Source organism: Vibrio tubiashii ATCC 19109, assembly GCF_000772105.1.
Classification (GTDB): Bacteria; Pseudomonadota; Gammaproteobacteria; order Enterobacterales; family Vibrionaceae; genus Vibrio; species Vibrio tubiashii.
Genome location: NZ_CP009354.1, coordinates 1,425,373 through 1,442,598, shown reverse-complemented (window position 1 = coordinate 1,442,598; position 17,226 = coordinate 1,425,373). Strand labels below are relative to the sequence as shown.

General features: G+C 43.4%; 23 protein-coding genes, 1 pseudogene and 1 riboswitch. Of the genes and pseudogenes, 5 read left to right on the top strand and 19 right to left on the bottom strand.

The genetic code is table 11. The features are described 5' to 3' along the window. The first annotated feature begins 350 nt into the window (after positions 1-350). Positions 351-445, top strand: a riboswitch (glycine riboswitch). A gap of 106 nt (positions 446-551) precedes the next feature. The 3 genes from IX91_RS06555 (at position 552) to IX91_RS06545 (ending at position 3,825) form a co-directional block, all read left to right on the top strand. Then, positions 552-1,922 (top strand): alanine/glycine:cation symporter family protein, encoded by a 1,371-nt coding sequence (locus IX91_RS06555; protein WP_004743468.1) that lies wholly within the window; start codon positions 552-554, stop codon positions 1,920-1,922. 140 nt (positions 1,923-2,062) lie between these two features. After that, entirely contained in the window at positions 2,063-3,076 is a 1,014-nt protein-coding gene (locus tag IX91_RS06550) for a DUF2817 domain-containing protein (protein WP_004743467.1), read from the top strand. Then, positions 3,064-3,825 carry an alpha/beta fold hydrolase gene (locus IX91_RS06545; RefSeq protein WP_004743466.1) on the top strand — a complete coding sequence of 254 codons (762 nt, stop codon included), beginning with the start codon at positions 3,064-3,066 and terminating at the stop codon, positions 3,823-3,825. The genes IX91_RS06550 and IX91_RS06545 overlap by 13 nt, the downstream gene beginning before the upstream one ends. On the opposite strand, the gene IX91_RS06540 is transcribed toward IX91_RS06545, so the two are convergent. Then, positions 3,816-4,457, bottom strand: a complete 642-nt coding sequence (locus IX91_RS06540; RefSeq protein ID WP_004743465.1) for a LysE family translocator — start codon at positions 4,455-4,457, stop codon at positions 3,816-3,818. The genes IX91_RS06545 and IX91_RS06540 overlap by 10 nt on opposite strands. Positions 4,458-4,612: 155 nt before the next feature. Here IX91_RS06540 and IX91_RS06535 point away from each other — a divergent pair, with 155 nt between their 5' ends. Continuing rightward, entirely contained in the window at positions 4,613-6,094 is a 1,482-nt protein-coding gene (locus IX91_RS06535) for a carboxypeptidase M32 (RefSeq protein ID WP_004743463.1), read from the top strand. Between the two features lie 53 nt (positions 6,095-6,147). On the opposite strand, the gene IX91_RS06530 is transcribed toward IX91_RS06535, so the two are convergent. Both IX91_RS06530 and IX91_RS06525 read right to left on the bottom strand, forming a co-directional pair. After that, complete coding sequence (locus IX91_RS06530) at positions 6,148-6,477, bottom strand: type II toxin-antitoxin system RelE/ParE family toxin (RefSeq protein WP_004743462.1); 330 nt, start codon at positions 6,475-6,477, stop codon at positions 6,148-6,150. 3 nt (positions 6,478-6,480) lie between these two features. Continuing rightward, the gene (locus IX91_RS06525) at positions 6,481-6,756 is read right to left on the bottom strand and encodes a hypothetical protein (RefSeq protein WP_004743461.1); all 276 of its coding nucleotides are present in this window, start codon (positions 6,754-6,756) and stop codon (positions 6,481-6,483) included. 105 nt (positions 6,757-6,861) lie between these two features. On the opposite strand from IX91_RS06525, the pseudogene IX91_RS06520 reads away from it, so the two are divergent. Then, positions 6,862-7,047, top strand: a pseudogene (locus IX91_RS06520) (carboxypeptidase M32); the annotation flags it as partial. Between the two features lie 86 nt (positions 7,048-7,133). On the opposite strand, the gene IX91_RS06515 reads toward IX91_RS06520, so the two are convergent. The 16 genes from IX91_RS06515 to IX91_RS06440 all read right to left on the bottom strand — a co-directional run bounded on the left by IX91_RS06515 (position 7,134) and on the right by IX91_RS06440 (position 17,121). Next, positions 7,134-7,640, bottom strand: a complete 507-nt coding sequence (locus IX91_RS06515) for a DUF3087 domain-containing protein (protein WP_038197367.1) — start codon at positions 7,638-7,640, stop codon at positions 7,134-7,136. Between the two features lie 201 nt (positions 7,641-7,841). Then, entirely contained in the window at positions 7,842-8,588 is a 747-nt protein-coding gene (locus IX91_RS06510; RefSeq protein ID WP_004743458.1) for a carbon-nitrogen hydrolase family protein, read from the bottom strand. Positions 8,589-8,676: 88 nt separating this feature from the next. Continuing rightward, positions 8,677-9,045: an MmcQ/YjbR family DNA-binding protein gene (locus IX91_RS06505; RefSeq protein ID WP_004743457.1), complete on the bottom strand. Its 369-nt coding sequence runs from the start codon at positions 9,043-9,045 to the stop codon at positions 8,677-8,679. A 9-nt stretch (positions 9,046-9,054) separates the two neighbouring features. Next, entirely contained in the window at positions 9,055-9,831 is a 777-nt protein-coding gene (locus IX91_RS06500; RefSeq protein ID WP_236642864.1) for a phosphotransferase family protein, read from the bottom strand. Between the two features lie 42 nt (positions 9,832-9,873). Then, positions 9,874-10,299: a GNAT family N-acetyltransferase gene (locus tag IX91_RS06495; RefSeq protein WP_004743455.1), complete on the bottom strand. Its 426-nt coding sequence runs from the start codon at positions 10,297-10,299 to the stop codon at positions 9,874-9,876. Between the two features lie 31 nt (positions 10,300-10,330). After that, a complete protein-coding gene (locus IX91_RS06490; protein ID WP_004743454.1) occupies positions 10,331-10,627 on the bottom strand; it encodes a Dabb family protein in 297 nt (98 codons plus the stop codon). A gap of 91 nt (positions 10,628-10,718) precedes the next feature. Then, positions 10,719-11,171: a GyrI-like domain-containing protein gene (locus IX91_RS06485; RefSeq protein ID WP_004743453.1), complete on the bottom strand. Its 453-nt coding sequence runs from the start codon at positions 11,169-11,171 to the stop codon at positions 10,719-10,721. Positions 11,172-11,182: 11 nt separating this feature from the next. Beyond that, positions 11,183-11,596, bottom strand: coding sequence for a GFA family protein (locus IX91_RS06480; RefSeq protein ID WP_038197364.1), 414 nt, complete (start codon positions 11,594-11,596; stop codon positions 11,183-11,185). 74 nt (positions 11,597-11,670) lie between these two features. After that, positions 11,671-12,309, bottom strand: a complete 639-nt coding sequence (locus IX91_RS06475; RefSeq protein WP_004743451.1) for a LysE family translocator — start codon at positions 12,307-12,309, stop codon at positions 11,671-11,673. Next, entirely contained in the window at positions 12,309-13,631 is a 1,323-nt protein-coding gene (locus IX91_RS06470; protein ID WP_004743450.1) for a serine hydroxymethyltransferase, read from the bottom strand. The genes IX91_RS06475 and IX91_RS06470 overlap by 1 nt, the downstream gene beginning before the upstream one ends. A 4-nt stretch (positions 13,632-13,635) precedes the next feature. Beyond that, positions 13,636-14,655 (bottom strand): phytanoyl-CoA dioxygenase family protein, encoded by a 1,020-nt coding sequence (locus tag IX91_RS06465; protein WP_004743449.1) that lies wholly within the window; start codon positions 14,653-14,655, stop codon positions 13,636-13,638. Positions 14,656-14,777: 122 nt separating this feature from the next. Next, positions 14,778-15,257: an ASCH domain-containing protein gene (locus IX91_RS06460; protein ID WP_004743448.1), complete on the bottom strand. Its 480-nt coding sequence runs from the start codon at positions 15,255-15,257 to the stop codon at positions 14,778-14,780. Between the two features lie 72 nt (positions 15,258-15,329). Next, positions 15,330-15,716 carry a carboxymuconolactone decarboxylase family protein gene (locus tag IX91_RS06455; protein WP_004743447.1) on the bottom strand — a complete coding sequence of 129 codons (387 nt, stop codon included), beginning with the start codon at positions 15,714-15,716 and terminating at the stop codon, positions 15,330-15,332. Between the two features lie 58 nt (positions 15,717-15,774). Then, positions 15,775-16,131 (bottom strand): MerR family transcriptional regulator, encoded by a 357-nt coding sequence (locus IX91_RS06450; protein ID WP_004743446.1) that lies wholly within the window; start codon positions 16,129-16,131, stop codon positions 15,775-15,777. Between the two features lie 26 nt (positions 16,132-16,157). Then, the gene (locus tag IX91_RS06445) at positions 16,158-16,490 is read right to left on the bottom strand and encodes a zinc ribbon domain-containing protein YjdM (RefSeq protein ID WP_004743445.1); all 333 of its coding nucleotides are present in this window, start codon (positions 16,488-16,490) and stop codon (positions 16,158-16,160) included. Between the two features lie 97 nt (positions 16,491-16,587). Further along, positions 16,588-17,121 (bottom strand): P-loop NTPase family protein, encoded by a 534-nt coding sequence (locus tag IX91_RS06440; RefSeq protein ID WP_004743444.1) that lies wholly within the window; start codon positions 17,119-17,121, stop codon positions 16,588-16,590. Between the last annotated feature and the right edge of the window lie 105 nt (positions 17,122-17,226).

The following is a 17,226-nucleotide window of genomic DNA, read 5'->3' as shown; positions in this document are numbered from 1 at the left end:
TATTTAAAATCTTACACTTACAACAACACGCAAACATTTAAAGAGTCATTATGACTTACTAAAAACAATGTCTTAATGACACTATCAATACCATTGAACATCAATAAATCATCACTATAAAAACCTTTCATTTGATGTAAATCAGCTATTGAAATACAAAAAAATAATGATAGAGTTCACACATCGATAGCAACCAGTGCTATCGACTAGCAATTACTCGATAAGTCGAGCAATTGTTCCGATGAAGACTGCAGGAGAGTGGTTATTTACCAAACATTAACATTTGGCAAGAATAACCTACCGAAGAAGTAAATCTTTCAGGTGCCACTTAAGTGGCGGGGACTGTAGTTGGAGGAGCCTCTGGAGAGAACCGTTAAATCGGTCGCCGAAGGAGCAAGCCTATTCGTAGGTGAAACTCTCAGGCACAAAGGACAGAGGAGTGGAAAGAACAATTCAGCTATGTCGCTTTTCTGCCTGTAGCTAATAGGGATCAATGATCTCTGCACTTTCACTCTTCTCCTTAAATAAGCATTATCACTTAAGGGGAAATCATGGATAACCTTCAATCTTTACTTAAAACAATCGACAGCTTTGTCTGGGGTCCACCACTATTGATCTTATTGGTTGGTACCGGTGTCTACTTTACTTTTCGTTTGGGCTTACTACAGTTTCGACACCTACCGACAGCGCTAAAAATGGTCTTCAGTAAAGATGATTCTAAAAAACAAGGCGACGTCTCTAGTTTCGCTGCGTTGTGTACTGCCCTATCAGCAACGATTGGTACAGGCAACATCGTAGGTGTCGCGACAGCAATCAAACTCGGTGGACCAGGTGCTCTATTCTGGATGTGGCTTGCAGCCTTATTCGGTATGGCGACCAAATACGCAGAGTGTTTGCTTGCTGTAAAATACCGCAAAGTCGACGACAAAGGCCAGATGATCGGTGGCCCTATGTACTACCTGCAATATGGGGTAGGTTCTAAAGCTTTAGCTGTGATGTTCGCTGTATTTGCATTGGGCGTGGCATGCTTCGGCATCGGTACCTTCCCGCAGGTCAACGCGATCTTAGACGCTAGCGAGATCTCGTTTGGTGTTTCTCGTGAAATCTCTGCCAGTGTACTGACACTGCTTGTTGCTTTTGTAACACTGGGCGGTATTAAATCTATCGCAAAGGTCGCCGGTAAAGTCGTACCGACCATGGCACTGTTCTACGTATTAGCCTGTTTAAGCGTTATTATTATGAATGCAGACAAGCTACTAGATGCGGTAGAGCTTGTACTGGTTTCTGCCTTCACGTCCACAGCAGCTACTGGCGGATTCTTAGGCGCGAGCATCATGCTAGCCATCCAGTCAGGTATTGCTCGCGGCGTATTTTCTAACGAATCTGGCCTAGGTAGTGCGCCAATGGCGGCAGCGGCAGCAAAAACCGATTCATGTGTAAAACAGGGCTTGATCTCAATGACAGGCACCTTCTTCGACACCATCATTATTTGTACTATGACGGGTCTTGCGCTGATTCTTACTGGTGCTTGGCAAAGTGACTTTGCAGGTGCAGCCATGACCACTCATGCCTTTGCGGTTGGTCTTAATGCCGACACGTTTGGACCAATGCTTGTCTCAATTGGTTTGATCTTCTTTGCCTTCACCACCATTTTAGGTTGGAACTACTATGGTGAACGCTGCGTGGTTTACCTATTTGGCACCAAAGCGGTGTGGCCATACAAACTTGTGTTCGTCTGTTTAGTTGCTTCTGGCGCCTTCTTACACCTAGATATGATCTGGATTATCGCCGATATCGTGAATGGTCTAATGGCAATTCCAAACCTAATTGGTCTTATTGCTTTACGCCATGTTGTGGTTGAGGAAACTAAGCTCTACTTTGCGCAAGTCTCAACAGTTCGAAATAATCGAGTGACAGTTTAGATTCATTAGACTCTGATTAAGCCCAACCAATGCGAAGCGGAAGCGCTTCGCATTTTTGTTTTATCTAACTGAAACAAATACTTCACCCAATCGACCTCCTACAGTTCTAAACTTGTCTCAAACCCTGTTAGAGCTTGATAATGATTGGACATATCCCCCGTGACATTCAGCACATTGAACAACTCACCGATCAGTTTCCTCAGAACGTACGTTTAAACCTCCTCGATAAAATACCGCATCAAGGGAAGTCTCTGCCATTATACGCTTTGGAAATAGGAGCAAACATTCAACAATCTCCCTGCCTTTTCTTTACAGGGGCAGTTCATGGTGTCGAGCGAATTGGTAGCCAGATCATTCTAGCGTTTGTTAAGAGCTTACTACGCAGACTTGAATGGGATAGACAATTACAAGAATCACTGGAGAGAGTTCGAATCATCGCGATTCCAGTCGTTAATCCGTGGGGCGTCGCTCTTAAAAAGCGAGCCAACCACAATGGTGTCGATTTGATGAGAAACGCGCCAATCAAAAGCTCAAACCCTATTCATCAGCTCTATGCTGGGCAAAATTTTAGTTCTGCACTGCCGTGGTATCGTGGTAACCCCGATCAGATGGAACGAGAGCTACAAGCCTTGTCACAGTACATTCTCTGTAGTACAGAGCACTCCCGCTCTTCGATTCTACTCGACCTTCATAGTGGCTTTGGCACGCGTGATAGGCTTTGGTTTCCATATGCCCACAGTAAACATCCGCCAAGTAATTTGTCCCAATACTACCTGCTGTATAGACAGTTTCGCAAAAGCTACCCTCACTACGAGCTTTACCAGTTTGAACCGCAATGGCACCAGTACACAACTCATGGCGACTTTTGGGATTGGATGCTTATACAACATCAAACGAAATCAGAGAACGACTTTTTACCCCTCACTCTTGAACTTGGTTCTTGGCTATGGGTGAAAAAGAACCCAATACAAATGCTGAGATTCAGCCAAATGTTTCACCCGACTAAACCCCATAGGATAAAACGGGTACAGCGGCGACACAGCACTCTGCTAAGCTATTTAATTCAGGTGCTCGACAACGATCTACTCGCCAATATGTCGATAAGCGATGAAGAAAAGTATAGGGAAAAGGCCAACAAACTATGGTACCGATAGTCTTAGTCAGAGGGTTATTAAGAGAAAGCGGTCATTGGCAAGATACGGTCAATGCCATTCAGCAAGCTTCTCCAGATATCGCGATCATCACGCCCAATGTCCCCGGCAACGGTGCGCTTTACAACAAAACTAGCCCAAGCGGTATCGAGCAAATGCTTGCACCTGTGCTGGCACAACTCCCTAAGAACTGCGAACGTTATCACTTAGTCGCGATTTCAATGGGCTCTATGCTCGCCAGTCATTGGGCACATGTACTACCGGGTCAGGTAGCAAGCTTAACCCTGATTAATCCGAGCTTTTCTCGTTACAGTCCTTTTTGGCAACGAATAAACCTTCAGGCCCTACTCAGCATTGGTGCATCAAGTTTAAAAGGGAGTGAAGCATTCCAACAGTCCATCATCGAATGGACAAGCCCAATCAGCCTTCATCATCCTGAAGTGATCGAACATCACCTTAATCTTGCGCGAAATCACCCTGTCACGGCGATCAATGCGATTCGACAACTGTATGCTGCGGCAAAATTTAAAGGGCAAAGCGCTCCACCAGCAATTCCAACTCAAATCATTGTTAGCGAACGAGACAAACTAGTAGATAGTCGATGTGGCGAAGCTATAGCGAAGGCTTGGAAGGTAGAAATAAAACGTTTTGATTGTGATGCGCACGACTTGCCGTTAGCCAAACCCCACGCACTGTGTGATCATCTTTTACACTGGTTTGCCAATATCGAGCTAAGCACAGACTATACCTGAGGCTTTTCAACTAGAAGCTTGATACCAAGGAAGACTAAAACCGCCCCTGTCGAACCTTCCATCCAGCGAGTAAATCGTTGACTTTGAAGTAAGTTTTTCGCTTTCGTAAGCACGCCCGCTAAACCACACTGCCAAACCATGGCTATAACAAAATGGATCGCAGCCATTAAGCAAGACTGCAAAAATGCCGAACCTTCAGGGTTGATAAACTGAGGTAAAAACGCGAGGTAGAAAACCGCTGTTTTAGGGTTTAGCACGTTAGATAGAAATCCTTCACGTAGTGACCGCTTTGCATCAAGAGGCGTTGAACCCACCACGACGTTTGCATTTAAACCAGAACTCGTTCCATTTAAAAGGCCTTTCAAAGTCATCACACCTAGCCAGATTAAGTAGGCTGCGCCAACCATCTTCACCGCGTTAAACAGTTCAGCAGATTGAGCCAAAATCGCAGAAATACCCACCGCCGAAAACGTGGCATGGACGAACAGACCAAGACATATCCCTAAGCTTGTTAAAAAGCCATCACTAAAACCACCGCGCGAGGAGTTACGAATTACCAAGGCAGTGTCTAACCCAGGAGTCAGGGTAAGAATAGTAATTGCGATTAAAAAGGCTTCGATATTGATAATCATGGGTCGTCCTGACTGATTAGGGGCTGTTTACAATTCCACCCCATGTTATAGGAAGGTATAACCGAGGTTCAACTCTTGATTAAATTCACTTGGTCTCATAATCATTGATTGATAAGCTTTCGCCTTTACAAATCAATAGTCACGGAAGGCGATCCATGAGCGCATTCGAAAAACTCAAACAACATTCTAAGAAGATTTCTCACTTCAATCACCTTGCTGCTATTTGTGGTTGGGACCAAGCAGCTGTGATGCCATCAGGCGGAAATCAAGCTCGCTCGGAAGCAATGGCAGAACTGTCGGTGCACATTCACGGCTTACATACTCAGCCACAACTAGAAGACTGGTTTGCTGAAGCCGAATCTGAACAGTTAAACACTCAAGATAAAGCCACATTGTGCGAGTTAAAGCGTCAATGGCAACAGGCAAACGTGTTACCAGAGTCATTAGTTCAGGCCAAATCTTTAGCGGGTTCTAAATGTGAGCACGCATGGCGTACCCAACGCGGAAACAATGACTGGCAGGGTTTTGAAAAAAACTGGGCAGAGGTGGTAAAGCTCTCACAAGAAGAAGCGCAAATTCGCGCTGAAGTAAATGGACTTTCTCCTTACGATGCCATGCTCGATATCTATGAGCCAGGGACTAACTCCGAATCTCTTGACCGTCTTTTTAGCGACGTAAAAACTTGGTTGCCTGAGCTGATCAACCAAGTAATCGATAAGCAAGCCGCTGAACATTTCGTACAAGCAGAAGGCACTTTCGATACCAATAAGCAGAAAGCGCTTGGCCTCGAAGTAATGAAGCTGCTTCAATTCGACTTCAATCACGGACGCTTAGATGAGAGTGTTCACCCATTTTGTGGCGGCGTACCAACGGACGTTCGTATTACCACTCGTTACGATGAAAGCGAGTTTGTTCAGTCCTTAATGGGCATTGTTCACGAAACTGGGCATGCACGTTACGAGCAAGGACTACCAAAAACGCTGTCTGGCTTGCCATCTGGTGAAGCGCGTTCAATGGGTATCCACGAATCTCAGTCTCTATTCTTTGAGATGCAAGTAGGCCGAAGTGACGCATTTATCGAACACCTTGCTCGTCTAGCTGGCCAGCATTTTGATGGTCACAGCGCAGAGTTGTTCTCGCAATCAAACTTCCAAAAACTCTACACACGAGTTAAAAAGGACTTTATCCGTGTCGACGCTGACGAGCTCACCTACCCTGCACACGTCATTTTGCGCTATGAAATCGAGCGCGACCTAATCAATGGCAAAATAAAACATACAGACGTTCCAGAGCTATGGAATCAAAAAATGCAACAGTACTTAGGGCTTTCAACAGAAGGCAACTATAAGAATGGTTGTATGCAAGACATCCACTGGACAGACGGCGCATTTGGTTACTTCCCGTCATACACATTAGGTGCCATGTACGCGGCTCAGTTTATGTCAGCCATGAAACAAACGATTGATGTAGACGGCGCTATTCGAAGCGGTGACCTATCACATATTTTCGCTTGGCTAGAAGATAAGATCTGGAGTAAAGGAAGCTTGTTAACCACGGATGAACTTGTGAAGCAAGCGACTGGTGATACACTCAATGCCAAGTTCTTCCAAGAGCATTTGAAGAGCCGCTATTTATAAGCTTAATGCGGGAACAGTCACTCCGGCTGTTCCCGCACTAGTTGCAACTTTAATCAATTAAAGCCTTTGATTATCTGGTGCCGATATAGGGCGCTAATTAAATCTTGTTTAGTATGTAAAACAAGCATCACATAAGCTTTGTTATCAATGATTTCATATAGACAACGATAAGAACTATCTAGTCTTTCCCTAAACTTGACTCCAAAATCCAACAATGTTGGATTATATCTGTAACGTTCAGGGTCTTCAGAGATTGCATCGTAATTTCGGTTTACTAAACCTTCAGTAAATGCCGCCACTTGTTCTTCTGAATGGTTTTCAACAGCAAGCGATTCAATTTCTAGTAAACAGTTCACAGCCATTTCCGTGAAGATGACTTCCAAGAGTTAGCTCCTTGCTGCGCGAAGACGTTCTAATACTTCTTCTTTAGAGTGAACTCGACCAGCCACAACATCATCTTTGGCCATCATAGCCAACTTTAACAGCGCATTTGCCTGTCGTTCCACATGAATGACTTGTTCTTCTTGTTCCCTTTCTTCTGCAGTTTGAATATACAGTTCAGCCGTACCATTTTTTGTTACTACACAGCCGCCTTTGAAGGCATCAGGATTACCAAGGCTATCTTTTGCAGCGCGTTGTGACATCGTATGAGTCTTGTTCATAGTGACCTCGCTATAAGTTACACAAAAATTTTACGCCAACATTAATTTGAGGTCAAATTTGGACTCAATTTGACTCAACAACTATAAGTATCTCTACTGATTGGAAAGGTGTTTGACGTTGACTACATAAGCCGAAACGGTGACCTATCACCTATTTTCACTTGGCTAGAAGATAAGATCTGGAGTAAAGGAAGCTTGTTAACCACGGATGAACTTGTGAAGCAAGCGACTGGTGAAACACTCAATGCGAAGTTCTTCCAAGATCATTTAAAAACACGTTACTTGGGCTAATTTGTAAAACTAAGCCAACGGTTTGACTGCCTGACTGACGTGCTCTTTCAGGCAATCAAACCATTCTAGAATTACCCATTCATTTTTCAGAACGACTTCAAAAGTCCTGAATGATAATCTGAGATATCCAAGGTAACACCATACTCTTGAACCCATTGTTCGAGGTTCGCTTGAGCGGCATTTAAACTGTTCATAGTGATGGTGTTGTCATCGAGTTGCCAAAGCTGACGAGAGCCTTCGTAGCTAAATTGAAGTGCCAGCATCGCATTAACATTTCCATCTTGTGCCGCGGTTTGGAGTGCTCGATTCTTACGGTGGATTAGGTTTAAGGCCTGTTTAAGATCCCACACATACGCCACTTCACGCATTTTAGGGTGCGTTTTTAACTTTACTAACGTCACCACTACTCCAATTGCACTGACGATGACACCAAGTAAGTTCCAGTGAAAATGAGAACCTTGCTCTGCTGGGAATAGGTAAATCAACGTTTGGGAAATTGCCAAACTAAATGCAGACAAAGCCGCAATACAGGCGACAATCACGATATTCAAACGAGAACGGTATAGCTGCTTGTCGATATTTTGTAACTGCATCAATAATCCATTTTTTAAGCCGACTAAAGCCATATCAATAGCCTTAAATGAGTAGATGATTATACACATCACACTCGATGATTAATAAGGACGCTCTCTGATTATTGGTAAGGAGACGTATCTGTCAGAGCAAAAAAGAGACTTACTTCGGCCGCTGCTCATTGGGCAGACGATGTACTTTCTAGTCAAACACATTAGCTGTCATACTCTAACCACTTTAATTTTCTCATCTTGAATGGTGCATACAAGTAACCCACTGTTTTTCGACGCAGAACTACTTACCCATTCACCACGCGAGTTCCAAATGGAGTTGTTGCCACATACGTCCCAACCCCCAGTCACTGAAATGTGGTTACTCAGAAGTACAGGAAAACGATGCGCTAGTGCTATATCCGATAAGATCTTTGCATCTGCGGCAAAACCTGTTTCAGAAATCAAAGCGCTAACAAGATAGATGTCTGCACCTAAATCTCTCGCTCGTTGAGAATGGTTAGGTTCAACAAAGTCTGCACAAATCGCCAATGCCACTTGGTAGCCGTTCACTTTAAATAGATAGTCTTTATCGCCTGTAGCGCAATATTCATCTTCACCATCATGAAGGTACTGTTTGGAATAAAAATCAACCGTTCCGTTAGGAAAACAAACGACTGCTCCTATAGTTGGCTTTGAGGATTTATCAGCTATTAGCGGACATCCAGCTACAACGATAATCTCATTTTCAACTGAAGCTTGTGAGAGTTCTTTAAAGCTCTGCACCTCAGGTGAGAGAGCAAGATCGGAGGCTAAAGTAAGTTCATAGCCAGTCAAAGATAATTCCGGAAAAACGACAACATCCGCATTGTGGCAAGATGACTGTTTAATCATCTTGATGTGATGTTCAAGGTTTCCCATTACGTCGCCTTTAACAACCGGAACTTGAGCTAAGCTAACTGTTAGACTCTCTTTCATGTTTTCTTCCTTTTCCAATTAATCGAGATTCCAAACTAGTGTATGTAACCCCTTCTGCCTAAATTGAGTCTTCAATTTACAGAGATCTCTAGATCTCAATTGATATCCCTAACTCTTGCCGCTTTCGCTTACTTAACCCCAAAGCCACCAAGCGATATGACTCAGACAAGTAGTATTTCAAGTCTTCATCTAACTCGCCTGATGTTTGAGTTTGTTGAATCCATTTCATGCCACGTGAAGCAAAATAAGGCGCGGGTCTATACCCGTCACAATCACTCAGAAACTGGAAGTTCAAATCCGATGTTTTGAAAGTGAATGCCGCATCTCCACCGTCGCTCCAGCCACCGATGGCAAAGACTTTCCCACCGACTTTCCATACGTGAGAGTTACCCCATTGAATAACGTGGCTTGTCGCGGAGAACTCTCCACAGAACTGATTAAACTCTTCGTAAGTCATGGTTTCCCCTTACAACACCTTTTCAATTCGACTCATCCAATTCGGCAATTCTCTCTTGTACCAGTCTAAGTACATTTCCGTATTCTTGTTGTTGCGAGAAATGAGCAAATTGGTGACTTCCACCACTATCCATCCTTTCGCTAAAACAACATGCTTGAGTAATGTATCTTTTGTCATGCAATCGTTGCACTCTAAGTAACGATCAACAATAAAGTCGTACTCTTGTATTGTTCCCATCGCTCGAATTAGAGGCGCAAGATCAATCGCAGGACTTCCTTTACCAAATCGCTCCCAATCAAACAGCACAAGCTCTCCATTTTTACGCGCGCCCCAGTTTCCTTCGTTGCTATCTCCCGATATCAAGGTGTTGGACGAAAATAGCTCATCACTTAAAGCGCACATTGTCATCAGAGCATCACCCGTTGTATTGGGCAACGCCAGTACGCTAAGCGCACTATCGGTAGCAGCCTGCGTCCACTGATGTTGTTTCAGATTGAATTGAGGAACATGAGATGATTGATGAATGGCAGCTAACTGTTGAAAGCAGCTAGGTTGGAGGTGCAAAAATGCTAAGCTCACCTGCTTAGGAATGTATTCGATATAAAGGGTGTCACCGACTAAATCGACCAGTTGCGGAGTATTAACACCAGAGATCTTATTGGCGGTGTGCTGGTAAAAATCTCTCTCAACTTGTGACGCGTTGGCCTTTTTAATGCAGCGACGGCCGTTGTATTCAACGAGAGTCACCTTAGCAGAGCCCATCTTGGCAAGATTCTTTTCACTCAAGCGCTTACCTCCTGTATCTAAGATACTGCAATAGGTACTGTGCTATAGCCTACATACCATTTCCATCAGTCCGTTATTTTCAGAAGACTTGGAAAAGCCATGTGCTTGGTAGAGTTGTACTGCAGGGTTTTCAATAAACACCCTCAAGATGATTTGTGAGCAGACTCGCTCCCTTGCATGCTGTTTTATCAAGCTTATAGATTTAGAGCCATAGCCTCTGCCTTGAAACTGTGGCTCTAACTGGAAATCTCGTAGATACGTTGTTTCACCTTGGTCATAACTAAAGCGAACTAAACCAACTCGCTCTTCATCCACACAGATTTCAAAGTTATCTAGCTCTTGCCAACTTTCGAGAAAGCGTTGATGATCCCACTCTATTCCTCTACTTTGATAATACGCCGACATATTTTCAAGAGTCAGAGACTCAGCGTATCGAGCGTCCGAAGCCGGATTAAATACTAACTGCATCCAAGAAAACTCCTTTTTCAATCACTAAGCTCTACACTTGATAGTCGAATACGATGATGTCATCTAACAGAGGGCGGAACACGTCTTTCAGCGCATCATGTTCTGGATGAGGTAAATAGTTTTGTCGCCCAGCCTCATCTACAAACGTCATCAAGACTGAATGCGTGAATCCTTGGTTTTTGTCTTCTGGACTATCGTTCAGCCCCCACTCAACCTCTGCTACACCTTCCACTTTGCTAGGCATTTGCTCAAAAAGGGCTCTAAGTTTTGCAATCTCTGATAACTGAGCGTCTTGTTTAAACTTAATCAGTAGTATGTGCCGAATCATGCTCTTCTCTACTTTTGTCTTTAGTAACGATAACTTAACATCGTTTGACTAGCTTCGACCAGTAGAAAGCACACGAAGAGAGGATCTAAGTCTATGACTCGACGGCAATGTAAATCTCTACCTCTTGAGCACCTTTGTAAAACTCAAAGTCCGTCGTATAAGCACGCTTATAGGAGCAATCATCGGCTTCAAAGTAATTCCAAATTACTTCCCATAAGTTGATAACAACTTTAGGAAAATCTCCCTCAGCAGCAAACACTAAATAAGAGCCTTCCTTAATCTGAGTTTTTACGAAACCACCTTCAGTTTCACTTTTTAACGCATCAGAGCACGCAACAACATCGTACGCTCCATTACAATCAGATTCGTAGTTGGTGTACACACCGTAAATACGCGAATCTGGGCTCAACTTGGGTAGCGCTTGATTATAAAAAACTTCCCATAGCTGACCGATTTTTGAAGTTACTGCGAGTTGTTCTTTTGCATTGGTGGTTCTGACTGAAAAGCCTGCTAACTCAATTTCTTTGATAGTTTGTAATTCCATGTTTAATCTCGTTAACTAAAATACGCCAACACTTGGGCATTGGTCATCGTTTTCGTTTGATTTGCAAAGCTATAGTGTTTTGGTTTTTGGTCAATAAAGTATTGAACGTCCATTGCCATATTCTCGTTACTAGGTAATAGCCCTACCGGAATGTTGTAGCTGTTATTCTCAATAAAGCGGCTAAATAGATGCGTGCCACATTCAGTACAGAAAGCCCGAGTTGCCCAAGGAGAAGAACGATACTCTTTAATAAATTCTCGCCCTTCAAAAGCGATCTCAGTACCACAGGAAGCCATTAAGAGAGGGCCTCCACTCCACTTCTGGCAGGAGTTACAATGACATACCGTGTATTTCGAATTCTTCCACTTTATCTTCATCTCTACTTTCCCACATAGGCAAACAGCAAAGTTGTTATCAGGCTTCATTTATCTATAGACTCCGTGTGATATACATTTTGATCCATACTATCCACCTTCTACTGACACCTACTGTCAGTAGTTCAACTACTAGTGTTCAAAAATGCCATTACACCTAAGATAATGAAAATAGAGCCAGCCCAACGAGCGAGAGACTCAACCCATAGCTTATTCGAGTTAAACTTAATCTTGAGGTTGTCTGATAACAAGACACTGATGAAATCTGCACTGCTAAAGGTGATATTGGTAATAACACCTAGAATGAGCATTTGTAACCATACGGCAACACTGCCCTGTTCATTGACGAATTGCGGTAGAAACGCAAGATAGAAAATCGCTGCTTTGGGATTGAGAACATCAACGATGACACTATCTATAAACGTCCTCCTCGCTTGATTAGCTGAACCATCCAAAAGCATTGCACCACACACATGCTTCGTTAGAAAAATACGCCGAAATCCTAGCCAAACTAAGTACAACGCCCCTAGTTTTTGTACTATAGAATAGAGCTCTGGGCGCGCAGTCAGGATGGCTGACAAACCTAACACTGCCATAACCACATGAAAGTACCCACCTATGTGGAGGCCAAATGCAGCCATTAAACCAACTCGACGCCCACCTGAAATTGTCTGTGCGATGCTGTAAAGCATTGCTGGACCCGGCATAAATGCGTAAAGAAGAGTCGCTAACATAAAAGTTGTAAGCTCTATGCCTGAAGCCATCAGATTTCCTCCAAGCAATAGTTGATATTTGACAATACCGTAGCTAAGCCTGCTATTCGTGATCGGGCGCGCTTTGAAGAATAGTGTCCATGTAAAACACCTGATGTTATCTTTGCAACTTCGATTATTTCTTCGGGCCTAATTCCTAATCGTGTTACTTCGGTCATGCCAAACCGTATTCCAGACAGCAGACTGTTATCTCCCGGTAAAGGGACTGCATTGGCAAAGATGCCAACACTTGCGAGTCGAAAGCACGCAGCTTTTGCGCCCTCCGGATGCTTCCAATGAACCAGCACTTGATGTGTTTCCGTAAAGTCATAGTCTGCATAGAGAACATCAAGGCCTTCATCATACAATGCGGAAGCAAAGCGCTTAGCATTATTGATTCCTTGTGCCATATACTCTTTTCCATGCGTTTTCATTTCGATAGAGGAAGCGACTAGCGCTGCCACTCGATTAAGCTGATGAGAACCAGTTAGGGTCGGAAAAATTGTCGTACTTAAAGCATCGGAAAGTTCGCCAGAGTTCCAACATATGAGACCACCTTGAGGACCGCTGAAGGTTTTCCCAGTTGAGGCGGTGAATACATCGGCTCCCTGTGTTAATGGGTTTGGATACATCCCAGCGGCAATTAACCCCGCCTGATGAGCACCATCAAATAAAATCTTTCCAGACCAACGAGATACGATCTCTTTAATCTCTGTCACTGGAAATGGGAAAAGGTTAACACCCGCCCCTAAACTCACTAAGGATGGTTTTTTTCTTTTCGCTACATCCTCGAATCTGTCGAGATCAATCTTCAAACTACGCTCATCAACCGGAATAAAACCAATTGAATAGCCTAGTACCCCTGGTGGTCCCAAAATGTGGTTCGAGCTATTTCCGCCATGCATCAAGTCTAAGGTCATCAAATCGGAGGTATAGAGATACCGCTTTAACGATGCATATACGATCATATTGGCGTGCAAACCTCCAAGCGGTCGATGATCAGCGTATTTACAATCGAACAACCCCTTTAGAAGCGACATACTTAATGCTTCGATTTCATCAGCAGCATCAAGCCCAGTGAACACTCTACTTCTACGCCCTATCGCACCTCCAGAAGCACGTGACCCCAAATCACAGCTGAGCAAGTTTCGAGCAAAACTACTCATTGGGGCCTCTGCGGCCACAAGATTAATACCTAGTTCAACTCTTACCTTTTCATGTTTGTTCACTAGATCTATCAAGTAATTACGCAACTCGGAGGTAGTTGAGTTTTCTATAAATCGTTCAGCTTCGACAAGTATACGCTGTTCGTGACATTGAGTCTGAATACACACTTCGTTACCTCCTTTTACCTAAGCGATACTTATTGCGGCCAAGAGAAAGATCTTCTCCGCTTAAAAGGAGGTTCTCATGCTTTGTGATATCTAAGTTTGAGCCATCTATAAAGTCACCTTGATGTCGGCTTGGGTAGATATCTGTATCAGTCGTTGTCACTCTGAAATTTACCGCTAAACGATCTTTATTCGACAGGTTGGACAGTGATCCATGCATTGTGCGCTCAGTGAAAACAACAAACTCACCTCGCTTCATTGGCAAAGTCACAATGTCTTCTTTACTTTCATCAATACCAAGTGTCTTCTTAGCGGGGAATTTTTCTAAATGACATCGAACATGCTCTTTCGCTTCTTCCAAGGTATATCGAGAAACATCTACGCCTTCAAAAATTTTTGAAGTATCGACATCGAGCACTAACGTCAAATTTCGTGCTCTATCCACTATATCGGCTACAGACTTACAGCCAATAAATGGATCATGCCAAAACTCGGATTGAGGCATTGGGACCATTTTCTTGGGATATTTCTTCTTATGTGAACCTCTAATAAACCTTAGAGGCGCACACTCCAGTTCTACGTCCGTCAAAGCGACCCAAACTGTAATATTCCACCAGTTATTTTCCCTGTTTTGTGGTCTTAGACTCGGTTTACAATTGCCAATTTCTTCTCCATCAAAATCACCCCATTCCTGGTGCCATCCAGTACCTCTTTCATTGGTCTTCTTATAGAAGATCTTAGAACGCCATAATACGAGATCGTTACCAATCAATGATCGCAACACATCGACTAACACAGGGTGTGTAAGGAACTCTTCCATCCTTGAGAAGACTAGATGCCAGTCTCGAACGGAGTATCGACCGTATATCGGGTGAGGGTGGGGATTATTAACTGCTTCTAAGCACGATAAATGCACTTCATCTACTAGCGCTTCTTCGCAAAATTTGGGGAGTGGGCCTATAAATCCGTCTCGATGAAAGCGTTCAATCTGCAGTTCCGTTAGCCCGCCATCCCGTTTAGTGGTCATAAGTTGATTTCCTGTTGGTTGAACTTCACCCGTTCACCGTCTCATTGAATATGAACCCAAAGGAAATCAATTATTAGTAATTTACCTTACCCTTATTGAAATTTTCATAAAATTAAAGTGATTTATTGCTCAAAACTTTCGCGATAGACCACTTTAAAACGCTCAAGAACCAATAGCATCTCTTCACTCGGTGCGATGTTTAGCTCTTCGCACTCTAAAGAGAAAAACTTCCAATGAGCCTCACGCCACCAGCGGAGTGATTTATCACCTTCCCCTTCAGATGCAGCAAACTCAGCCGTTACTTGATTGTATGGACAGGTTGAAACGGAAGTGACTTCAATAATGCAAACGGGCTCACCCTGCCAATTGGTCACCACTTGTAGGTGGCCAACTTGTGGCATTAGCTCATCTTCATGGCTGTACCAATACTCCATGCTACACGAAGCGGTTTTCTCGCCACGCAAGATCAAATCCGCACATAGGTTGGCATTGTGTTCATCAGCGCAGAAATAATCAGCACTAAATGAAGTGTATTGCTTGGCGACGCTAGGGGATAACGTCGCAAGAAATTGATCGAGATACTTTTGACTTGTTGAGTCCATGTTTGTCTATGATCCTTAAAAATACTCGCTTAGAGAAGAGAGTTTTTTTCAACATTAAGGTGCCATAGGTATTTAATCAAGGTTTTGTATCTTTTCGGCCAGAACCTCTTTAAAAGCAAACATCCCATTCAACGCCGCGGGAAAGCCTGCGTACACAGACATTTGTAGTATCACCTCTTTGATTTCTTCTTCACTACAACCGACGTTTAAGGCGGCATGTAAATGAACCTTTAGTTGAGGTGCACAATTCCCGAGCGCAGTGAGCGCTGCGACTGTAGCAATCTCTCTGGATTTAATATCAAGCCCCTCGCGGGTGTATATATCACCGAATGGATATTCAATAATGAATTTGGCTAAATCTGGGCAGACATCCTCAAGGCTTTCAATAACGTTTCTTCCTGCCTTACCGTCTATTTTGTCTAACTGTTCTAAACCTAGTTCGAATCGATTAAGCTTCATAAGTGTGTTTCCTGTATTGAAGTGAGGAAACACCTTACAAGTTAGAGTTAACTCTAAGTCAAGCTACTTTTCCTGATTGATAACGTTTGATCTTTTCATCCAGAGCCACCATATGCTGATTGAGCTGTTGAATGTGGGAAAGCAAATTTTCTCGATGTTGTTCAAGTAGTTGCTGGCGTTCTGATAATGTGCCTGAACCGAGTTCTCTTAGCTTTGCGTAATCCAAGATTTCTTCCAGGGGCATTCCTGTTTCTTTCAAACGTATTACAAAACTTATCCACTCAATATCGCGCGACGTGTAAGCCCTATGGCCACTTGGACTGCGCTGGACATTTCTTAGTAACCCAATTTTCTCGTAATATCGGAGTGTATGTGCCGAAAGGCCGACTAATTGCGAAAATTCCTTAATGTTCATACACTCCCTCTGATTTATCAGTGACTTTATGCTTTCTTAACAAACTTGGCGGTCACCATCATTTCTCCCGCACCATCAACTTTGCAATCAAGTTCATGGTCTTTGCCTTCAACAATTCGTCTAATCACAGCTTTTGTGCCAATTTTAAGCACCAAAGAGCTCCCTTTGACTTTTAGATCTTTCGCTAGCGTCACTTTATCACCCTCTTCAAGGGCGGTGCCGTTGGCATCTTTCGCGGTAAACACGCTTTCATCAGGCTCGTTGGGGTTCCACTCATGAGCACACTCTGGGCATATTAGGTTGATTTGATCTTGGTAAACATACTCAGATTGGCAGTTCGGGCAAGGAGGAAAAGACATAGTCATTGTTCTTAGTTAGTGAAATTAGAACATATGATAGTGTCTCTCCCTCTCTGTTGCGAGTGATACGGCGAACTTTAGTGATACAATCACTTACCTAACTCGCCTCTATAAGCTCCGATTTAAGTTGGGAAATGAAAGAATTCAATTCTGACAAAGAACGAATGATGTACACTGACTTACTATCTTCAAAACCCTTTAAGCGCTGTTCAAAGTCCGCACTCCAAAATTTAGGGCTTAGCCGTAAGAATTTATAGCTTTGCATGCTGCCCTTAACGATGGAGCTCCCTTCCGGCCAACCTTCTGGTTTTACCGCTAGCCCCTTAAGCATACGTTTAGTCACCAACCAGTAACTGACGTAATATGGTAAGTCGATATAGATTAATGTATCGGCAGACTCAAGACGTTGGCTGAAAGAGTCCAACGGGCCCAAGCCGTCAATGATCCAGCTGTCTGCACTGAGAATATCTTGATGCTTTTTATCAAACACTTCCCTTGTCTCGGCCGAGCCATCTTTTCTGAAGGCAATAGAGTCGAGTTGATGCAATGGTAAGTTTTTAATCAGAGCGAGTTGCTTACTCAGTGATGACTTACCACTTCCTGGCTTTCCAAAAACAGCGATTTTCTTCATATTTCCTCCATCGAACAAATTGGAAATACCAATCAGGATAAATAGGTGCTCATCTAATTGCGCAGGAAAAATCGCTTAGAGCAAGGCATAGATTGCAGCTAGCTA

What these genes read in the sequence shown, in the direction of transcription:
- IX91_RS06555 (WP_004743468.1), top strand. Translation starts at nt 552, where the DNA reads ATGGATAACCTTCAATCTTTACTTAAAACAATCGACAGCTTTGTCTGG.
- IX91_RS06550 (WP_004743467.1), top strand. Translation starts at nt 2,063, where the DNA reads ATGATTGGACATATCCCCCGTGACATTCAGCACATTGAACAACTCACC.
- IX91_RS06545 (WP_004743466.1), top strand. Translation starts at nt 3,064, where the DNA reads ATGGTACCGATAGTCTTAGTCAGAGGGTTATTAAGAGAAAGCGGTCAT.
- IX91_RS06540 (WP_004743465.1), bottom strand. Translation starts at nt 4,457, where the DNA reads ATGATTATCAATATCGAAGCCTTTTTAATCGCAATTACTATTCTTACC.
- IX91_RS06535 (WP_004743463.1), top strand. Translation starts at nt 4,613, where the DNA reads ATGAGCGCATTCGAAAAACTCAAACAACATTCTAAGAAGATTTCTCAC.
- IX91_RS06525 (WP_004743461.1), bottom strand. Translation starts at nt 6,756, where the DNA reads ATGAACAAGACTCATACGATGTCACAACGCGCTGCAAAAGATAGCCTT.
- IX91_RS06515 (WP_038197367.1), bottom strand. Translation starts at nt 7,640, where the DNA reads ATGCAGTTACAAAATATCGACAAGCAGCTATACCGTTCTCGTTTGAAT.
- IX91_RS06510 (WP_004743458.1), bottom strand. Translation starts at nt 8,588, where the DNA reads ATGAAAGAGAGTCTAACAGTTAGCTTAGCTCAAGTTCCGGTTGTTAAA.
- IX91_RS06505 (WP_004743457.1), bottom strand. Translation starts at nt 9,045, where the DNA reads ATGACTTACGAAGAGTTTAATCAGTTCTGTGGAGAGTTCTCCGCGACA.
- IX91_RS06495 (WP_004743455.1), bottom strand. Translation starts at nt 10,299, where the DNA reads ATGCAGTTAGTATTTAATCCGGCTTCGGACGCTCGATACGCTGAGTCT.
- IX91_RS06490 (WP_004743454.1), bottom strand. Translation starts at nt 10,627, where the DNA reads ATGATTCGGCACATACTACTGATTAAGTTTAAACAAGACGCTCAGTTA.
- IX91_RS06485 (WP_004743453.1), bottom strand. Translation starts at nt 11,171, where the DNA reads ATGGAATTACAAACTATCAAAGAAATTGAGTTAGCAGGCTTTTCAGTC.
- IX91_RS06480 (WP_038197364.1), bottom strand. Translation starts at nt 11,596, where the DNA reads ATGAAGCCTGATAACAACTTTGCTGTTTGCCTATGTGGGAAAGTAGAG.
- IX91_RS06475 (WP_004743451.1), bottom strand. Translation starts at nt 12,309, where the DNA reads ATGGCTTCAGGCATAGAGCTTACAACTTTTATGTTAGCGACTCTTCTT.
- IX91_RS06465 (WP_004743449.1), bottom strand. Translation starts at nt 14,655, where the DNA reads ATGACCACTAAACGGGATGGCGGGCTAACGGAACTGCAGATTGAACGC.
- IX91_RS06460 (WP_004743448.1), bottom strand. Translation starts at nt 15,257, where the DNA reads ATGGACTCAACAAGTCAAAAGTATCTCGATCAATTTCTTGCGACGTTA.
- IX91_RS06455 (WP_004743447.1), bottom strand. Translation starts at nt 15,716, where the DNA reads ATGAAGCTTAATCGATTCGAACTAGGTTTAGAACAGTTAGACAAAATA.
- IX91_RS06450 (WP_004743446.1), bottom strand. Translation starts at nt 16,131, where the DNA reads ATGAACATTAAGGAATTTTCGCAATTAGTCGGCCTTTCGGCACATACA.
- IX91_RS06445 (WP_004743445.1), bottom strand. Translation starts at nt 16,490, where the DNA reads ATGTCTTTTCCTCCTTGCCCGAACTGCCAATCTGAGTATGTTTACCAA.
- IX91_RS06440 (WP_004743444.1), bottom strand. Translation starts at nt 17,121, where the DNA reads ATGAAGAAAATCGCTGTTTTTGGAAAGCCAGGAAGTGGTAAGTCATCA.